Here is an 18398-nt window from a genome sequence, read left to right as displayed (position 1 = left end):
GAAAAAAGGGGGGATATTATGGGAACGATGCAGATTCGCAATTATATTGACTTTTTCGTTGATGGACATCATTACTTATTTCATGGTTTAACAGGGAATATTATGGAATTGGATGAGGCGGCCTCTTCATTTCTTTCCTTCGCTAAACAGCATGGGCAACCCATAGGGGATTGTACGGTTCTGGCAGAAGATGTGTATGCCGTTCAAATGCAAAGGGACGAAAAATGGCAGGAAGCCATAAGAGAGCTGGCAAAAATGGAAATCGTGCACGATGAAGGCGCGGAGGGTGAGGGGGTGTTTTCCCGCACCCCTTCTGCTCCCCGCCAAACAGATAATATGCCTGTAAAAACGCTTGTCGTTCATCTGGTCAATGAATGCAATTTGCGGTGTACGTATTGCTATGCAGGAGATGGGGAATACGGTGCCCCGAAAAAATATTTATCCAAAGAAGTAGCCGAGCAGGCTGTTCATTTTCTGATGGAAAACAGTTTTCATGAACAGGAAGTGACCATTGTATTGTTTGGCGGCGAACCTTTTCTAAACTGGGATGTACTACAGCATTTGGTTGAGTACGGCACGGAACAAGCCGAACTTTATGGCAAAAAAATTAGTTATTCGTTGACCACGAACGGGACGCTGCTTTCACCTGAGCGCATTGCGTTTTTAAATAGGTATTCCATAGGGGTGTCGGTCAGCATGGACGGTACGCAAGAAGCGCATGACAAGCATCGTCTCTTCGCTGGAGGACAAGGATCGTATGAGCGAGTGAGCCAAAATGTGGAGCGGCTGGTGGAAGGCCACCGCACCGCTCCGGTTGGTGCGCGGGTGACCGTATCCAGAGGATTTGAGGCGGTGGAAACGTCGCTTTCACATTTGCTGGCCAAAGGGTTTTATGAAGTAGGATTCGCTCCTGTTACCGAAACAGATGCAAACCTGCTATTAAACGGTGAAGAGTTGCGAGAATTGCTCCGGCAATTCGCAGACATTGCCGACTTATATGTGGAGCATGCGGTCAACGGACGTTACCTCGGATTTTCCAACTTAACCAATTTGCTAAAAGAACTCCATATCGGAACAAATAAAGCGTACGGGTGCGGGGCAGGGCTGGGCTTTTTTGCTGTTAGTCCCGACGGGGGACTGTATTTGTGCCATCGTTTTAATGAGGATGAACGTTTTAAAATGGGCGATATTTATTCGGGCATTCAGCGCGAACGTCAACGGGAGATGTTGGAGCAGCTGCATGTAGAGCGGAAAGAATCATGTACGATGTGTGCCCTGAAGCATATTTGCTCAGGAGGCTGTTATTATGAAGCGATGGAGCGGCAGGGGGATTTTCGTCGCCCGAACGCACACTACTGTGAATGGATGCACGAATGGATGGTGATCGGATTGAAAGCATATGTCAAAATTGCCAAGGCAAATCCAGCGTTTCTTGATCGGATTTCCGGCATCGGGAAAGAAGGGTGCGTGAGTCATTCGTGATGAAAAAAGTAATCGCTGTTCTTAGCATATGGTTGACATTGCTTATGTTCAGCTTTTCCGGCGCACATACAACAACAGCTCAGGGGTACACCGAACGGGTATTTGTGACAGGATACGGCGAACTGACGGTGATCGATCCTGCGATTCCGAAAGTTATCGCCAGTGTTAAAGTCAAAGGACCGACCCGGGATTTGAGTTTTACGGAAGATGGGACAAAGGCGTTGTTGCTCGCAAATGGGCGAACGACGTTGTATGTGATTGACACATTGCAAAACAAAGTGATGGATGAAATCAATCTGACAGGAAGAACGGATCAGGGCATGCTGGATCGCCGGGTATGGGGTTCGGCGATATCTCCGGATGGCTCTAAAGCGTATGCGTTTGTGACACAAGGGGAAAAACGAACCAATATTTTCAAGGCGCTTCCAAGCAAAATTATCGAGATCGATTTGCAAACCAAAAAGGTTACGCGCGATTTGGAAGCTCCTTACGGCATTCACGCCATGGTATTTAAAAAGAATGATCCGCACACATTGTTTGTATGGGGATATGATCTTTACACGTTGGATACGAAGCAATGGCAGCTAAAAGAAAAGGAAGGAATCAAAAACGGCAAGGATGGTTCTACGAATGTTTTGCTGCTTTTTCCGCGGGGGGATAACAGCAAGTTTAATTCTTTCCCGACGGTGACCACCTATCCGGATGGAACGGTGAAAGAAGGAATGAGCTGGACTAATTTGGAAACCGGAGAAGTCAAAAAGAAAGACTTTGACAAAGAGCCTGTCGGTATGTTTTCTGCCATTATCGATCCGGACGAACGTTACGGATATTCCATTATGAACCATTGGTATAAAGTAGACGCAAAAACCGGGCATGTGATAAAAGACGTAAAAGCACCTACAGGTACGATTTACGGCATTAACATGAGCACAGATGGAAAGAAGATTTATTTAGGCGGTGGCGGTAATGACTTTATTATCGCGGATACAGATTTGAATGTAGAGAAAATTTTAAAAACACCAACAGACGGAATGGATATTAAAGTAAAGGCGATTCGTAACTAACTGTTTTGTTTACGGTTCATATGGCGGCGCCGCCGATGAAACGGAAGGAAGGTGCATATATCATGAAAGAATTTGCGGTCGCGATCCAATCGCTGCGGGATTTGGAGCTTTCGAGGCAACCGTGGTCGGCTTGCACGCATTTAAATGAAATAGAGAGAAATATGCAGACGATGTTTTTTTCGGTATGGGAGCAAATGTGCGGGGCTAGGCGGCAGCCTGATCGCTTGTACTTTGGATCTGAATTTTGCCAGTATCGCCTTCCTTCTCTCACTGCTGTAAAGCAAGCACTTGCATATAGTCAGGAGCACGGTCTGGCGTTTACGTTTGTCATCCCGTATGTCCATACCGTGAAATTTGAGGCGCTGCCTGAAATTCTTGTTTACTTGCAGACAATGGCTGTAAAGGAAGAGCGGCCGCTTGAAGTTGTAGTTAATGACTGGGGGGTATATCACCATATCCGCAAGCATTTTCCCGTTTTGCGTATTGTGATAGGACGATTGTTAAACAGGACGATTCGGGATCCGCGGGTAGCGGATTATTATGCGGATGAGAACGCGCCAACAGACGCTCGCCGTGTGTTTGCAGGGAGCGGGTTGTTGTCGGAATGGTTTGGACGTTTTTTGCAGGAGGGGAATGTGGCAGGACTTGAGTTTGATGAACTGATTCAGGAGCATGCGCTGCTTGAATATTCATCGCCGTACATGCTGTCCTTTCATTTTCCGTTCGGCTGCGTGGCCAGCGGGAGCGCCTGTATGGTGGGATTTATGGAAGCGGAAAAAAAAGATAAGTTTCGCGGTGATCCGAACTGCCGACAGCAATGTCAACGCTATACGTTTGAGCTGAAAAACAGGCACATCCCGGATATGAGGCATCGCATTTTCCAAAAAGGCAACACCGCTTTTTATACCCATAACCGGGATATCGTAAAGCGGGGATTAGCGAACATGGCCAAAGCGGAGAGTGGGAGAGTGGTATACAGCCCGCGGATTCCCGTGTGAAATCCAAAAGATGGAGGAAGGGGACAGACATATGAAAATACTAGCTCCATTAGGCTCGGCGCAGGAAGTGGAAATGCTGGCGGAAAACGGTGCCGAAGAATTTTATTGTGGAATTACTCCGCTGGAATGGATGGAGAAATATTCAGCCGGCGTGTGGATAAATCGGCGGAATCCGTTTGCGGGCGTCCTGTCTTTTCAGGAATTGCGACGTATTGTTGATGTTTCGCATCGGTACGGGATTCCGGTTTATATTACGCTGAACGCCCCATATTACGTAGAGGAACAATACCCGATGTTGCTGGATTTGGTTACGCATTGCGCGGAGAGCATCGGGGTGGATGCTTTCATTGTAAGCGATATTGGTTTCATGATGGCCATCAAGCATCATGTGCCGCGGGCCAATCTTCATGTGAGCAGCCTGGCAGCGCCGCTGAATGTCGGAAGTATCGAACTGTACAGAGAGCTTGGAGCAAGCAGGATTGTACTGCCGCGTACGGTACAGGTAGATGAAGTTTTAAGACTGAAGCAGGCCGCCGGTGAGATCGAGCTCGAAATGTTTATTTTAAACGATGGGTGTGTATATGAAGAAAGTTTTTGCCATACAACCCATAACCGGGTCGGCGCCTTTTGCTCCCAGAGCCAGTGGGAATATATCGGCATACCGACGGACGGCGATCGGATACTGGAACCCGCCGAGGTGGAGATGCTGACAAGACAAGTGCAGGATTACCGTGAGTTTGTCTGGTTTGTGAATGATTGCGGCTGCCAGCTCGCGGAAGACGGGCTTCCCCTCGGCCCGTGCGGTCTGTGCGCGCTTCCCGCTTTGTATCGGGCCGGAGTGGATTCGTTGAAAATTGTCGGAAGGGAAGGCTCTCCTTATCGGAAACTGGCGAGCGTACAGCTGGTAAAAGCGGTAGTAGACCGCGTGCGGGCGCAGGAAGAAGCGGAAGACGTGCAGCGCTTTGCCAAAAAGGTGAGAAACCAGCCTTCTTTCTGCGAGTCAGGGCTGATGTGCTACTACAGATAGGAGGTGCAGGATGCCGCAAAAGCTGTCCGCTTTTATTGTTCCATATTGGAAATCGCTGTTGTTGATGTTATGGCTGAATATGATCGCCACCGTCTTATTGGCGTTGCAGCCAATGATAGGAAAGTTTATCGTTGACCGGGTGTTTATCCAGCGCGCGTATCCGTTTTCGCTTGCGCTGGCGTGGGGGATCGGGTGTATTTTGCTAATGTATGTCTTTTTCCTGGCGACGAAGTATTATCATCTGCGCGTTCATTTGCATATGGCAGCAAACATAAGAGGCGCATTGTATGAGCGGCTGTTGAGTACGACTTTATGCGCTTTTTCCAAAAAAAGAGCGGGAGATGCCATTTCCCGGTTGAATGAAGATGCGGGAGAAGCGCAGCGTATGTATACCGATTGGATATTGCAGACGGTGATTGTCAGCCTGAATGTTGTTTTGGAAGTTGGTTTCCTGCTTTATCTTGACTGGTCGATGGCGCTGTGCTGTTTTTTGCTCTTGCCCGTTTTGCTGGTCGGCTTACAAAAATTTCGCCATTTATTGTATATGGAGAATTTACAGTTGCGCAAGCTGTCCGCCGGCAATCAAAGCTTTTTATTCGATACGCTGTCTTCGCTGCGCTTTATCCAGGCCGGAAGTTTGGAAATGTGGTGCGCCGAAAAATACAGGAACGAGTTGCAAACGATAAACCGCCAACATATGAAGCTTACGTTTTTTTCCGGTTGCGCGCAGGGCATTCCACAGTTGGTGATTTTGCTTTCGACCATCGGTACGGTCAGTGTACTGGGGGGAAAAGTGCTGGCGGGCGAGACGACTCTTGGCGCGTTGCTGGCGTTTAGCGCATACCAGGCGAAATTTTTCAGTTCTGTTCAGGGGTTTGCCCAATTGTACATTCGTTTTCAAAAAGGAAAAGCCGCGATCGTGCGGGTTCAGGAGCTTCTGAATTTGCCTGTGCAAGAAGATGGGACGCAAGTCATGCCTGAATTTCGCTCCGTTTTAGAGTTTCGCCGGGTGCGTTTTCGCCATGAAGAGGAACGCGATATTTTACAAGAGATTACTTGTTCCGTAAAAAAAGGAGAGAAGGTAGCGATTGTCGGGCCGAACGGGGCTGGAAAAAGCACGCTTGCTGATTTGCTGGCGCGACTGTATACTCCGGTGTCCGGCGCGATTTATTGCGACGGTATCGATATCCGAACCTTTACGCGCGACTCCTGGAATCGTCGCGTATGTCTTGTCACACATGACACGCCGGTATGGCATGAAACGGTAGTCGATTATTTGCAAATGGGCGCATATTCGTTTTCACAACAAGAAATCAAGCAGGCGCTTGTGGCGGTAGGATTATGGCAGGAAATCATGGAGATGCCGGAGGGACTGAATAGCAAATTAGGAGAACGCGGCAGGGCATTGTCGACGGGACAGAAGCAGCGTCTGGCGCTGGCCCGGGCATTTTTGCGAGACCCCGATATTTTTATTTTCGATGAGGCGATGTGCCATCTTGACGAGAAGATGGAACAGGACATTGTTTCATTTATTCGCCGGCATTTATGGCACAAGACGGTGTTGATGATTACCCATCGTATGCAACATATTGGATGGGCGGATCGGATTTGGTTCATGGAGGATGGGGGTTTGCTTGAACGTGTTCATTCGTCTATAGGGGGGAATGAGAATGCGGCGTTGGAAAGGCGACATGGCTAAACAGGTTTGGGGAAGAGGCGAAAACATACGTATTGCCCAGATTGACAGCGGAGTGAACGCGCATCATTCCCATATCGGAAAGGTCGCCGGTGGTCTTGCGTTCCATGTGTCGGACGAAGGGATGATCCGAATATCGGATGCTTATCACGATCGGCTAGGACATGGAACGGCGGTGGCTGGTGTGTTGTACGAACATGTACCGGATGCTGAGATTTGGGCGGTCAAAATTTTTCACGAGACACTGAGCGCGCACATTGAGGTACTATGTGCCGCGATCGAATGGTGTATCGACGCGCGAATGCATATCATTAACTTGAGTCTTGGTGTCCGCCGCGATGTTAAGGAGTTGCGGGATGTGTGCGAGAAAGCAGAGCGGGCGGGAATCGTGATTGTTTCCGCTTGTGATAAAGGGCGGGGATTGTTGTGGCCCGGTTATTATCCGTCTGTATTCGCGGTGCAAGCAAGTGAAGATTGCCGGGCCGATGAGTTTTATTATCATGCAGATGAGCCGGTGTCATTTTCCGCTCTTGGACTTCCCAAGCGTCTGGAAGGACCCCTGCAAAAATTTAATTTGCAGGGGCATAGCTTCGCTGCCGCTCATATGACCGGATTTATCGCCAAGTGGATGGAAAAGTATGCGCTTCGTTCGTCACGGGAGATTAAGAAACTATTAACGTTTGATTTTTCTCTAATAGGGTAGCCTGCCTCATTTTTTTCGCCAACTATAAAGCAAAAATCCTCGAATTCTACTATTGTCTGCCGGATTCGGGGATTTTGTCTATGAGAACGTACAAAGATAAACGGTTTTATCTTTTACAAAAGAAAGGAAGCTGAGCACACAAACCAGCCCAATGATCGAGCTGGTTTGTGTGCATGTTATGAATCCCATACCCAGGTGAACCATCCAAATAAATAAGAGGAAAATGTAATAACCAATACGGCCAAAAAGAGAAAAGTACAATACAGATAGTCCAGGTTCGCCACGATCGGTGTATGATAATACGTCCGCTTGCGGGAACCGTTGAATCCTCTTGCTTCCATTGCCACAGCCACCCGTTCTGCTTTACGGATGCCTTGCGCGAATAAAGGTAGCGTATAGCGTGCAAAAGCCTTCAGCTTTCCCTGCGTATGAAAACCGCGGATTTTATGCGCGGCTTTCATTTGTTTCAGCTCGCTTTCAAATAGCGGAATGAACCGCATCCCTGCCATCAGTCCGTATCCCCATTTTGGAGAAAGTTTGTACTGTTGAATTAGGCTCATGACAAGTTGCGTTGTATCGGTCGTGGATGTAAATAGTAGACCGTATGTTACGAAACCGAGCATTCGGAACGCGATGACCAAACCATGATAGACGCCCTCTTCCGTGATCCGAAACCAGGCGAACTGCCACAGTACTGCCTCGCCTTTGCCGAAAGCAGCCAGCATCCAGAATACGAGAACAAAGAAGCCGAGATATGGCAGGATGCGTCGTTTTATATACTGCCATGTCCAGCCTCCGAGCGCGACACCGATGATAAGCGAAAGTAGCCAGAGTAAGGCAGATGTACCTGGATCGCCGATGGTCATTAGAAACATCATAATTAGAAGATGTGCGGTTAGCTTAACGGATGGATTCACGCGCGTAAGAAACGAGCCCGAATCGTGCGTCATCTTTTATCCTCCTTTCCCATTCGTACGGCAGCGGACGAATCAGGCCGGGAAGGGGAAGCTGAGAAGAAAACAACTCGTACGGTGTACCGTCGAATTGTATGGTTCCATTGTCAAGCAACAGCACCCGATCCGCATACTGATCTACCAGATCCATATCATGGGTAACCATGATAATCGATGTACCCTGTTCCTTGCGTTGTTGGAGGCGGGAAAGAAGCTGCGCACACGTGCCTGCATCCTGACCAAACGTAGGCTCGTCCAGCAATAGTACTTTTTGGTCAAACAAAAGCATAGTAGCCACGCTTAACCGGCGCTTTTGTCCCTGGCTTAATGTAAATGGATGTTTTTCGCTGAACGGTTCAAGCGCAAACTCCTGAAGCAACCGTATCGTTTTCTCATGCAGCGCTGTTTCATTCCAGCCCCTTACTTTCCCGCCGAATGCTACTTCGTCATATACCCGATCGGTTACAAACTGCAACTCTGGATTTTGAAAAACAAAGCCGACTTGTTCGAACAATGCCTTAGTTGGCCATTTTTTTAGCGACCGGCCTGCAAACAGAATGTCGCCCTGCTTCCATTTTTCCAAGCCAACCAACACTTTGAGCAATGTGCTCTTTCCGGCCCCATTTTTTCCGACTATGGCCACCCATTCCCCCGCATGCAGCGAGAAGTTGATGGAAGTGAGCACTTGTTTTTTTCCATAGGAAATCGACAGATCATGCACCGTATAAACCGGTTCATTCGTTCTCAGAGAGGAAGTTGTATGCTTCGCCTTGCTTCGCTGGAGTTGGGACGACCACTCTGTTTGTAAAGGGTGGGAAGGGTCGGCGCATATTTCTTCCATTGTATGAGGAAAGAGGCGCGGCTTCCAAATTCCGGCCTCTTCCATTTCTTTCCCATATAAGGACAGCACGTCCTCTGGCGTACCTTCGCCGATAAGGCGGCCGCCAGCATCGAACAGAACGACGCGATCCATCCAGTCAATTAATTCGTCCAGCACGTGTTCAACAAATACCATTGTAACGTCGCTATCGGAAAAAGATCGCAATAACTCGAAAATCTCCTGTCTTCCTTGCGGATCGAGCTGGGCGGTTGGTTCGTCGAAAAATAACGTGTCCGCGTCCAAAGCGAGCAGGCAGGCGAGCGCGAGCCGCTGTTTCATTCCGCCAGATAGCGTGGCGATGGGAGTATCTTTCGGCAAAGATAGCCCAGCTTGTGCCATCGCCTTTTCGATGAGTGAATCCATCTGGTTCCGGGGCACACAGCGGTTTTCCAAACTAAATGCGATTTCGTCTCCGACCGTTAGCATGCAAAACTGTGCGTCAGGGTCCTGAAACATGATGCCAATTCTGTCCGGACGGACGATTTCGCCTGTTATTTCCGCCTCGATAGAGCCAGGAATAAGGCCGGCCAGCGCGGCAAGAAGCGTCGACTTGCCGCAACCGCTCGGTCCGAGGAAGAGAACTTTTTCTCCCTTCTCAATGGAGAGGGTAACATCCTTTAACGTAAAAAAGCGAGAATCAAAGAATCGGACGGAGACATCCTTACACGCCAGATGCGGAGTCATACGGGTCACCACCGTGGTGTCTGCGTTGTTTCATCATTTCATAGGAAGAAAGAATGCCGGTTTTTGCGAGCGATTCGGCAATGATCTTTGCAAGCAGGCCTCCGAGAATGGCACCGCTTATGACGCGGAGGCCGAATGTGGCGAGCAGCACACCGGTTGTATAATAGGCAAACCCGTTAGCCAGTAAGCTATATACCATGCTTCCGATCGCGGCCAATACCCCGGACAGCATTAACACAGGCACCGAATATTTTTTATAACGGAACATGAAAAACGCGATTTCGGCGCCAAGCCCCTGCAGGATGCCGATAAGCAGGGAAGAGAGGCCGAAGTGGCTGCCGGTGAACACTTCAACAGCAGCTGCGGCCACTTCGGCGATGAGTGCGGCTCCCGGTTTGCGTACGATAAAAGCGACAAGAGGGCTGGCCACGACCCATACGCCGAACATAAATTCCGCACCGACCGGGCCTACCAGCGCCGAGATGGGCAACCAGAGGGTGGACCAGCCAAGATATAATACACCACAGGCGATCGAGAGAACGACGGCCAGCACAATTTCACGCATCTTCCAGTTCATCGGCGCGCTGCCTCCCCGATTTTCACCGGCCATGCTTCTTCCGTGTATGCCATTTCCCAAAACGCGTATTCCAGTTGACAACTGGTCAGGAAATGCTGTTTCATTTTTTCTTTTTCTTTATCGGATGCATTCAATGCCCATTCATCAAGTCGTGCTCGAAATTTGTCGGTTACGGTCATTTCAACTGACTTGCCGTAAAACGTAATCCATTCGTAGAATGGATGGGAAGAGTCTGGATTTACTTCGCGCATCAGTTTTTGCCCGATTTCTAAGTATGTCCACGGGCAGGGAAGCAGCACGGCCAAAATTTCGCCGAGCGTCCCCTCATGCGCTACCGTGAGCATATGACGGATGTAGTGGCTGGCCGTTGGCGCAAGTGGATACCCTTGCAAATCTTCGTAACGCACGCCAGCGACGCGGCAGAGATTGTTGTGCGGATGCGCTTCTCCGTGCAGTACGACAGGAAGCTGGTCGCAGAACATCTGCATATCTTCGCGCGATTCGCATTTGGAAATGGCGATACCATAAATTCTGGCAAACGCGTTCAAATATTCAAAGTCTTGTTTAACGTAATGAATGAGCGCTTCTTTTTTGAGATCGCCGTTTGCTAGTCCTTGTACGAACGGGTGCTGGAAAATCGCTTCAAAAATCGGATCGGCCGCCTCGCGTAATTGTTGTGTAAATGACATAATCATTCCTCCCTGAACAATATGAAAAATGTAGAAAGCCCAACTGTGGACGCCATTTCTCGACTAAAAAAGCCGCCCTGGTAGCAGAGCGGCACGCGAGACAAAGACAGACAAACCGGAAGGCATATTCCGGCTTATGATTCGTCGCTGCCACTTCCCTACGCTGGTATTATCCAGATCAGGTTCAAAGGGATCAAGGAAAACCTTATCTCAGCCGTAAACGGCACCCCTAGTGGACATTCTTTTCTTATGAAATTACTCGTAGCATAACAGGTTATTCATTATCTGTCAATGCTTTCTTTACGTGTAATCCTTATTCCGGTTTTTTGTTCCATTACTTCTCACAGGTTGCCAAACATTCCGTTTGCTTTGATTGCTGAATCTGTTTTCGGTGGCGTAAAATGTTATATGCTACAGTACCTGCCCAAATGAAGGTGAAAAAAAGATAAATCAAATTTTGAACATGATTGGAACTTATACCAAAGGTTTCGAATAATGTTTTGAGGTTGGTAATCATGATGAGTCCCCCGACTAATACTCCAAGAATGGCAGATGGAATCTTGCGGACTAGCCAAGCAGCGATTGGAGCAGCTACCACCCCTCCAATCATCAATGCGAATACCCATCCCAAATGGAATTGCTCCAAGCCTAATGATATGAGGAAGCCAAGAGTAGCAGAAGAGGCGATAACAAATTCACTGGTGTCTACAGAACCGATTACTTTGCGAGGTTCAAGTTCATTGCGTGACAGCAAGACAGGCGTAGCAAGAGGCCCCCAGCCACCTCCTCCTGTAGAATCAGCAAATCCCGCAATGAAGCCGAGCGGAACCAGTAATTTTTTACTTGGAGTGCGATTAGTTTGAGCGGCGGGAATCTTCTTAACCCCGGCGAGCAAAAATCGAAAGAGAACATAAACACCCAGAGAAAACAAGAAAATCGCGATATAAGGCTTAACCATATTTCCAGGCAAGTTACTTAAAAAGCAAGCACCGATGAACGCACCAAGGGAGCCAGGAAGAATAAGGCGATAAACGGTTCGCTTATCCACGTTGCCAAAACGAATGTGGGAAACACCTGAAGCGGCAGTAGTGACCACTTCGGCCATGTGAACAGAAGCAGATGCAACCGCAGGGGAAATGCCGAATAGAAGTAACAATGAACTGGAAGTGACTCCATATGCCATCCCTAATGAGCCATCCACTAACTGGGCAAAAAATCCAATGATGGCAAAAATGATAAGTCGTTGCATAAAGCTCCTCCTTTAAATAAACGTAATTTATCTATGAAGTGTTCACATTTTTTTATCCTTCATCATTTCATGCGTATTATATGATGATGAAATAGAAGGGGGTTCCTGTTGGATAACCATGTTATTTTTTGTCCAAGATACAGAACCAAGAAACAAGGTCTTTTGATGGGTTGATGAAAGGCCGCATATTAAAACACGATTCTTTTTCTAATCAACGGGACGAAGGATGGTGTTTTTTTGTTTTGGAGATACCTGAAGTTTTTACTTTGGCGGGCAGCAAATGATAGCATCTCTTACAGTAAAAGTGATAGCCCAGATGAGCTATCTTAATCTGTGAAGGACTCAGTTATTATAAAAATAGATACTTAAGATTAACGTTAAAAGGAGAATACGCTTTATGTCTTATCGTCTTTTACAAGTACTTGCCGTTGTTTTGCCTACGTTGCTGATAGGTGGATTTGAATATATACGTCATGAATTTCTTTTGGAGTATTTATCTATGGAAACGGGAAATCTATATATCACAATTCTTACATTTATTCTTTCCCTTTTATTTTCTGTATGGATGTTTCGTATTATTCGTGCAACAAATGAACGATTAGCACAGGAACAAGCGAAAAGGGCTGTGTATGAGGAAAGAGAAAGGCTCGCTTCTGAACTTCATGATGGAATTGCGCAAACTCTTTTCTTTCTCAATATTAAGCTCAAGCAAGGACACATTGATGAGGCAATGCATGCTGTCTCAATGATCGATAATCATGTGCGACAGGCGATTTTTAATCTGCGTTCTTTACCTGAGGAGGGAGATGTACTTACCTCTCGACTGGCAAAGTGGCTTTCGGAGTGGAGTGCGTTAACAGGAATTGATGTAAAGGAAGACATTGAGCTTCCTCATAAATTATTTACGCCAAAAGAAGAAATACAGCTTTTTGCTATTATTCAAGAAGCATTTGCTAATATTCGGAAGCACTCTGGAGCTTCTCATGTAATCATTGAATTTAAAGGGGGAGATGGGGGATGGCAATTGAAAATTATCGATGATGGGTGTGGGTTTGATAGCGCTGCAATATCTGTAAAGAACTATGGTGTTTTCATGATGAAGGAACGAGCAGAACAGCTAGGAGCAAGCTTTCGTCTCTTTAAGCGAGAGACGCGGGGAACAGAACTAATTGTGACAAAGGAGAAGTAAAAAATGAAGCAATATCGAGTAGTTATTGCAGATGATCATCCGCTAGCACGAGCAGGCATCCGCAGTGTATTGGAGAGCGACGAAGTCTTTTTTATTGTTGGAGAAGCTGCCGACGGACAGGAAGCTCTTAAGCTTTGTGGTGAGCTTCAGCCTCATTTACTTTTGCTCGATATTAATATGCCGCGGTTAAATGGGCTGGAAGTGGTTCGGAAGATCAGAATGGCTTATCCAAGAATCCATGTTGTCATGCTGACGGTTTCGGATGATGTAAAGGATTTGTTTACGGCTATTCAATTCGGTGCACAGGGGTATTTATTGAAGAATATGGAGCCGGATGATTGGATACAATACCTTCATGCTTTGCTTGGAGAGGATGTAGAAGTATCGAGAGAAATAGCCAATCGATTGTTATATCGTTTTCGTACAAAGAAGACATCTAATGAACCGGATCCGGGTTCTTTGACGCCGAGAGAACGTGAAATCCTTTCTTGGGTAGCGGCAGGTGAGACGAATAAACAAATAGCGAATCGTCTTATGATTGCGGAAAATACGGTAAAAAATCACATAAAAAATTTGTTAGAAAAGCTTCATCTTGATAATCGTGTACAGCTGGCTGCTTATGCTGTTCGGCATGGGTTGACAGTAGAATAAGTAAAGAACGGCATAAAAGGTAACGTTGAAAAATCATAGAAGATGAGTGCAAAGATGACTCATTCGGGCCATTTTTCTGTTCTTATTACAGGTTTAAAATAGAAGAGGTGTCAATTACGACTGGATGTTTATAGGCAGGTGAACGAATTGTCCCATAAACTGATAAAAGGTCTAATTTTTATATGTATCTTTTCTTTTCTCTCCAATCAAGAAGGGAGTGCAAATGAGCAGGGTTCCCCAGATAATCTCCAAAACCTGATCAGACTTGCAAAACCTGGTGAGACATTGCTGATACAGGCTGGAGACTATAAGGGCCCCATCATTATTGACAAGCCTCTTCATCTTAAAGTAGTAAATGGTAAGGTTCGCATTCGAAATGAAAGCAAGCAGCCTGCTATTCAAATAAAAGCAGATCACAGTCGTCTTACCGGAATAGAGATTGTTGATTCTTTATCTAAAGAATCGGCGGCGATTGTTATAACAGGAAATGATAATATCCTGGAAAATCTAGCGATACAAACAAAATCTTCTGGAATTCAATTGAGCAATGCTAGCCATAATACGATTCGAGAAACACGGATTATTTGGTTGGAACAAAAGGATGAACCACCCGCTAAAATGTCGCAAAAAGGAAACGGCATTGACTTATGGAAATCCCATCAAAACAACATCATAGAAAATACGGTTGTGAACCTGCATGATGGTATTTATCTCGAAAATAGTAATTTGAATCAAGTGGAAAGCAATCGTATTGATTACTCACGATATGGCATTCATTGTATGTACACAAACGGTACGATCATTCGTCATAATGTAGGCTCCTATAATGTAACAGGGGCCATGATTATGGGGGCAAAAAACACCCAGGTAATTGGAAACACATTTTATAAACAGAGTGAAAATGTTAATTCCCAAGGATTGCTTTTGTATGATGTGCAAACGTCTATTATTGAGCGAAATAGATTGGAAGGGAACCGCGTTGGCATGTATGTTGAGCAATCTCAAAACAACGATCTGAGGAATAACGTGATTCATCAAAATTTTATTGGTTTGCAGCTTAAAAATGCTCAGCAGAATACATGCCACAGCAACCTGTTTTATGCGAATGTCATTCAGGCTGAAGGAATTGATAGTCGCAACAATCAACTAAAAGAGAATTACTGGGACAATTTTCAAGGAATTGATATGGCGAATACAGGTCATAGCAGTATTCCTTATGCGATAAACCCTTTCTTTCAAAAGCTGACAGAAGCGGTTCCTGCCTATCAGTTATTTTTCCAATCTCCAGGAATGTTTTTTTTAGAAAGTATGTTTATGACAAATCAGGATTCCTGGACAAAAGATACTTCACCATTGATAAGACCACCTTTGACTACTGATATACACCGTTCTTTACAATCGAAAAACACTTTATGGATGGGCGTGTTTTTGTTTGTAGCATCTATTAGCACAATTTTCTATTTGGGGGTAAGAAGAATATGAAGAAAAAAGGGCTTATTATGGCATCAGTATTGTCCATCGCTTTATTATCAGGCTGTGGAACCAAAGAGTATCATCCTGTAAGCATTGAGGAGAATGTGGATAAATGTTCAGTTTGTAATATGCAAGTAGCGGACAATCAACATTCGACCGAAATCATTCTTAAAGATGGAAAAGCCTTGAAATTTGACGATATTGGTTGCCTGAATGAGTGGGAGAAGAAAAACGGAACAGAACAAGTAGGAGCCGAATATGTCCGGGACTATAATACAAAAGAATGGGTTCCTCTTAAAGAAGCCTCTTTTATTTACGATAAAACGTTCAAAACACCGATGGGATATGGAATTTATTCATTTAAGGACAAGGGAGCAGCACAAACGTTTTTGAATGGGCAAGGAAAAGGAAAGCTAATGAACGCGAATGACTTACACTCTCATACATGGGAGCGCAACATGGATATGATGCACAAAATGAAGCACGGCCATTCCGACAGTATGAAGATGGATAAGAAAGGCGCGGATTCATAAGATGCATACGAATGCGATTGCGCTCAGAGAAATTAAAATGGGATTTCGTAATCCATGGGCCTATTCGTTTATGGCTCTTTTCTCTTTTTTTAGCTTTACGTTGCTCCTCATTAACACACAAAATTTCATTGAAGGTTACTCAAGTACAACCGGAACGATGCTAAATCTTATTTTATACTTGCTACCGCTTATGACACTGCTGCTTGGTTCCTTTTCTCTAACCGGAGAAAAGGAAGAAGGAAGCTGGCAGCTCCTGTCTACGTATCCAATGAGTACAGCTTCCTTTATTAATGGAAAATACATAGGCTTAACGATTGTTTTGCTGGTTATTATTAGTTTTGGATATGGATTAATAGGCATAATTGGCGCTTTGATTGGAAAATCGTTTGCTTTTCCTGTTTATATACTGTTTTTTGTTTTTTCAATGCTGCTTATTTTTTTGTTTCTAGCGCTTGCTCTTATCGTTGGTACGCTGGCTAAAAACCGCTGGCAAGCTTTAACCTTTTGTGTAGGTATTTGGTTTTTTACCATTATCGGATGGCCAATGATTCTTATTTCCTTTTTAGGATTGCTTCCGTATCTTTGGATTAAGCCAGCACTTGTATGTTTAACTTTAATGAATCCTGCAGAACTTGTTCGCTTATTTGTTATCGTGAAATTGGGAGGGGGTTCTGTTCTTGGCCCGGAGTATTATCAATGGGTTGAATGGATCAATCATCCCAGTGGAATACTTGTTTTTCTGTGGGCATGTGTGATGTGGGTTGGATTTTCAATATATTTGGCTGTTGTGCTTTGGGAGAGGGGACGCTTACGTGACTGAACCTGTGCTGCAAGTGCAAGATGTTTATAAGATGATTGAGAACCAGACCATTGTCCAGTCTATAAATATGACGTTGTTTCCAGGGCAAGTGATTGCTTTATGTGGAGGTAACGGAGCGGGGAAAAGCACGATCATACGCATGATTGTAGGATTGTCGCAGCCTTCAAAAGGCAGCATTTTTGTAAAGGGGATACAATGGAAGCAGGAACGTGAACGTTATGCGCAATATATTGGATATATGCCGGATGATTATCAATTTGGCAATGCCCTTTCGGCGATAGAGACATTGACTTTTTGGGCGAAATTACGAGGGGTTGAGAGAGAACAGATCTTAGAAACATTAGAATGGGTCGGATTAGAAGAGGTAAAAAACCAACCTGTTTCTGCTTTTTCAAAAGGAATGCGGCAGCGTCTATTGTTCGCCCAGGCATTATTGTCCCGCCCGCCACTGCTTGTGTTGGATGAGCCAACAAACGGACTTGATCCGTATTGGATGGATTCGTTTGTTCGTCTTGTCAAAGGGATTAAGGAAAAAGGGCATGCCGTGCTTTTTTCAACTCATCAGCTTCATGTTGCTGAGGCGATTGCAGATCGGGTTATATTTCTACGAAATGGGAAGATCATTCAGGAAGGTACGATAGAAGAGTTTCGGAAAAGATATGGCGCCCTTGGATTACATGCGGCTTTTTCCGAGCTGTTCAGCGGTCAAGAAAAATGATTGGTCTGCTTGATTATGATTGGGAAAAAGAAGATACAAAAGCTACACCGATGTCCGATAAGCTGATCCAAAATAATGTATAATAATACGAAGGTGATAAACCTGGCGGATATTCTAAAATTAAGCCAGGATAACATCTTAGAGCACCATATCTGCTGTGCAATGTCTGACAAGAAAACTCAGAACGGAGTCATGTTAAAAAATAGTTGAGGTGCAGGTTTGAAGAAAGAAGCTTGATGCCAGAGGGAAAGTATTTATCGAATATTTACCTGCCGAAAATGCTTGGGTTCCCATTTTTAACGGAAATTTTTTAACATAACACGCGAGAAGTCCCCTTCCTCCACGCCTCCGGCGTAGGTGGGAGATGAATCGTGCTTCTTTTTCCCTTCTATTCGTTGTACACTGGGAATGTACGTTCGTAGTGAGAAAGAAGGTGATTCGAATGATTCGAACCGTAAAAGTCGCTTTTACCGCATCCCGCTCCACCATGAAAAATGAGCAAGTGCCAGAAATACAACCGCCAGTGGAAGCGGTACAACCGAGCCAAACAATATCTTCTTTCTAAAAGTAAACGCCAGTTACAGGATGCCTTGCATAAAACGACGAAACAGTTTGTCGAATGGGTGGTCGCCCAGCAAGTGAACGAAGTCTACCTTGGAGATGTCGAAGGTGTCCAGCGAAAGAAGAAAAAGAAACGTTCTCGCTGCCACAATCAGCGAATGAGCCAGTGGCAGGTTGGGAAAGTAAAGAAGTACCTAACGTACAAACTGAAGGCGGAAGGCATCATGCTCCACAAGCGCGAGGAACGTTATACATCGCAAACCTGTCCGGTTTGCGGGGCGAAAAAGAACGTGCGTGGTGCGGCTATACCCAACATCGGGACATTCACGGTGCGGCGAATCTACTGTCCAAAGTGTTGTATGAAAACCGGATTCAGTCCTTGCCGTTTGAAATTCAGAAACCCACGTATCTACGGATCGCCTAAGCGAGAAGTAGTAGATGGTTTGTTCCG

General features: G+C 45.7%; 18 protein-coding genes and 1 riboswitch. Of the genes, 13 read left to right on the top strand and 5 right to left on the bottom strand.

The genetic code is table 11. The features are described from left to right. Window positions 1-18: 18 nt before the first annotated feature. From BLR88_RS04260 to qhpE, 6 genes are read left to right on the top strand one after another with little or no spacing between them, the layout of a single operon-like run. Window positions 19-1482 carry a radical SAM/SPASM domain-containing protein gene (locus tag BLR88_RS04260; RefSeq protein ID WP_091260011.1) on the top strand — a complete coding sequence of 488 codons (1464 nt, stop codon included), beginning with the start codon at window positions 19-21 and terminating at the stop codon, window positions 1480-1482. Next, the gene (locus tag BLR88_RS04255; protein WP_139184908.1) at window positions 1479-2546 is read left to right on the top strand and encodes a YncE family protein; all 1068 of its coding nucleotides are present in this window, start codon (window positions 1479-1481) and stop codon (window positions 2544-2546) included. The genes BLR88_RS04260 and BLR88_RS04255 overlap by 4 nt, the downstream gene beginning before the upstream one ends. Before the next feature lie 5 nt (window positions 2547-2551). Then, window positions 2552-3544 carry a hypothetical protein gene (locus tag BLR88_RS04250; protein ID WP_139184907.1) on the top strand — a complete coding sequence of 331 codons (993 nt, stop codon included), beginning with the start codon at window positions 2552-2554 and terminating at the stop codon, window positions 3542-3544. A gap of 31 nt (window positions 3545-3575) precedes the next feature. After that, on the top strand, window positions 3576-4571 hold the full coding sequence (locus BLR88_RS04245; protein ID WP_057898747.1) for a peptidase U32 family protein: 996 nt from the start codon (window positions 3576-3578) through the stop codon (window positions 4569-4571). Between the two features lie 10 nt (window positions 4572-4581). Beyond that, complete coding sequence (locus BLR88_RS04240; RefSeq protein WP_057898748.1) at window positions 4582-6270, top strand: ABC transporter ATP-binding protein; 1689 nt, start codon at window positions 4582-4584, stop codon at window positions 6268-6270. Next, window positions 6242-6970, top strand: coding sequence for a subtilisin-like serine protease QhpE (qhpE, locus tag BLR88_RS04235; protein WP_057898749.1), 729 nt, complete (start codon window positions 6242-6244; stop codon window positions 6968-6970). The genes BLR88_RS04240 and qhpE overlap by 29 nt, the downstream gene beginning before the upstream one ends. Before the next feature lie 176 nt (window positions 6971-7146). On the opposite strand, the gene BLR88_RS04230 is transcribed toward qhpE, so the two are convergent. From BLR88_RS04230 to BLR88_RS04210, 5 genes are all read right to left on the bottom strand, one after another. Next, a complete protein-coding gene (locus tag BLR88_RS04230) occupies window positions 7147-7920 on the bottom strand; it encodes an energy-coupling factor transporter transmembrane component T family protein (RefSeq protein WP_057898750.1) in 774 nt (257 codons plus the stop codon). Further along, entirely contained in the window at window positions 7871-9487 is a 1617-nt protein-coding gene (locus tag BLR88_RS04225) for an ABC transporter ATP-binding protein (protein ID WP_091260008.1), read from the bottom strand. Before BLR88_RS04225 ends, BLR88_RS04230 begins: the two co-directional genes overlap by 50 nt. Beyond that, window positions 9465-10064 carry an ECF transporter S component gene (locus tag BLR88_RS04220; protein ID WP_057898752.1) on the bottom strand — a complete coding sequence of 200 codons (600 nt, stop codon included), beginning with the start codon at window positions 10062-10064 and terminating at the stop codon, window positions 9465-9467. The genes BLR88_RS04225 and BLR88_RS04220 overlap by 23 nt, the downstream gene beginning before the upstream one ends. Then, window positions 10061-10753 carry a thiaminase II gene (gene tenA / locus BLR88_RS04215; RefSeq protein WP_057898753.1) on the bottom strand — a complete coding sequence of 231 codons (693 nt, stop codon included), beginning with the start codon at window positions 10751-10753 and terminating at the stop codon, window positions 10061-10063. Before tenA ends, BLR88_RS04220 begins: the two co-directional genes overlap by 4 nt. A 138-nt stretch (window positions 10754-10891) precedes the next feature. Further along, window positions 10892-10994: riboswitch (TPP riboswitch) on the bottom strand. A gap of 93 nt (window positions 10995-11087) precedes the next feature. After that, on the bottom strand, window positions 11088-12002 hold the full coding sequence (locus BLR88_RS04210; protein WP_091260007.1) for a sulfite exporter TauE/SafE family protein: 915 nt from the start codon (window positions 12000-12002) through the stop codon (window positions 11088-11090). 397 nt (window positions 12003-12399) lie between these two features. Here BLR88_RS04210 and BLR88_RS04205 point away from each other — a divergent pair, with 397 nt between their 5' ends. The 7 genes from BLR88_RS04205 to BLR88_RS04175 all read left to right on the top strand — a co-directional run. Beyond that, window positions 12400-13191, top strand: a complete 792-nt coding sequence (locus BLR88_RS04205; RefSeq protein WP_091260005.1) for a sensor histidine kinase — start codon at window positions 12400-12402, stop codon at window positions 13189-13191. 3 nt (window positions 13192-13194) lie between these two features. Next, on the top strand, window positions 13195-13842 hold the full coding sequence (locus BLR88_RS04200; RefSeq protein WP_057898756.1) for a response regulator: 648 nt from the start codon (window positions 13195-13197) through the stop codon (window positions 13840-13842). Between the two features lie 138 nt (window positions 13843-13980). Next, window positions 13981-15324, top strand: coding sequence for a right-handed parallel beta-helix repeat-containing protein (locus tag BLR88_RS04195; RefSeq protein WP_162265018.1), 1344 nt, complete (start codon window positions 13981-13983; stop codon window positions 15322-15324). Next, window positions 15321-15848 (top strand): nitrous oxide reductase accessory protein NosL, encoded by a 528-nt coding sequence (locus BLR88_RS04190; RefSeq protein WP_057898758.1) that lies wholly within the window; start codon window positions 15321-15323, stop codon window positions 15846-15848. The genes BLR88_RS04195 and BLR88_RS04190 overlap by 4 nt, the downstream gene beginning before the upstream one ends. A gap of 1 nt (window position 15849) precedes the next feature. After that, window positions 15850-16668, top strand: coding sequence for an ABC transporter permease (locus tag BLR88_RS04185; RefSeq protein ID WP_057898759.1), 819 nt, complete (start codon window positions 15850-15852; stop codon window positions 16666-16668). Next, a complete protein-coding gene (locus tag BLR88_RS04180; RefSeq protein WP_091260004.1) occupies window positions 16661-17386 on the top strand; it encodes an ABC transporter ATP-binding protein in 726 nt (241 codons plus the stop codon). Before BLR88_RS04185 ends, BLR88_RS04180 begins: the two co-directional genes overlap by 8 nt. 494 nt (window positions 17387-17880) lie before the next feature. Continuing rightward, window positions 17881-18398: IS200/IS605 family accessory protein TnpB-related protein (locus tag BLR88_RS04175; protein WP_139184906.1), on the top strand; the 518-nt coding region annotated here is incomplete at its 3' end.

It is taken from the genome of Aneurinibacillus thermoaerophilus (genome assembly GCF_900099925.1).
GTDB classification, from domain to species: domain Bacteria; phylum Bacillota; class Bacilli; order Aneurinibacillales; family Aneurinibacillaceae; genus Aneurinibacillus; species Aneurinibacillus thermoaerophilus.
This window is presented reverse-complemented; position numbering and strand designations above follow the sequence as displayed.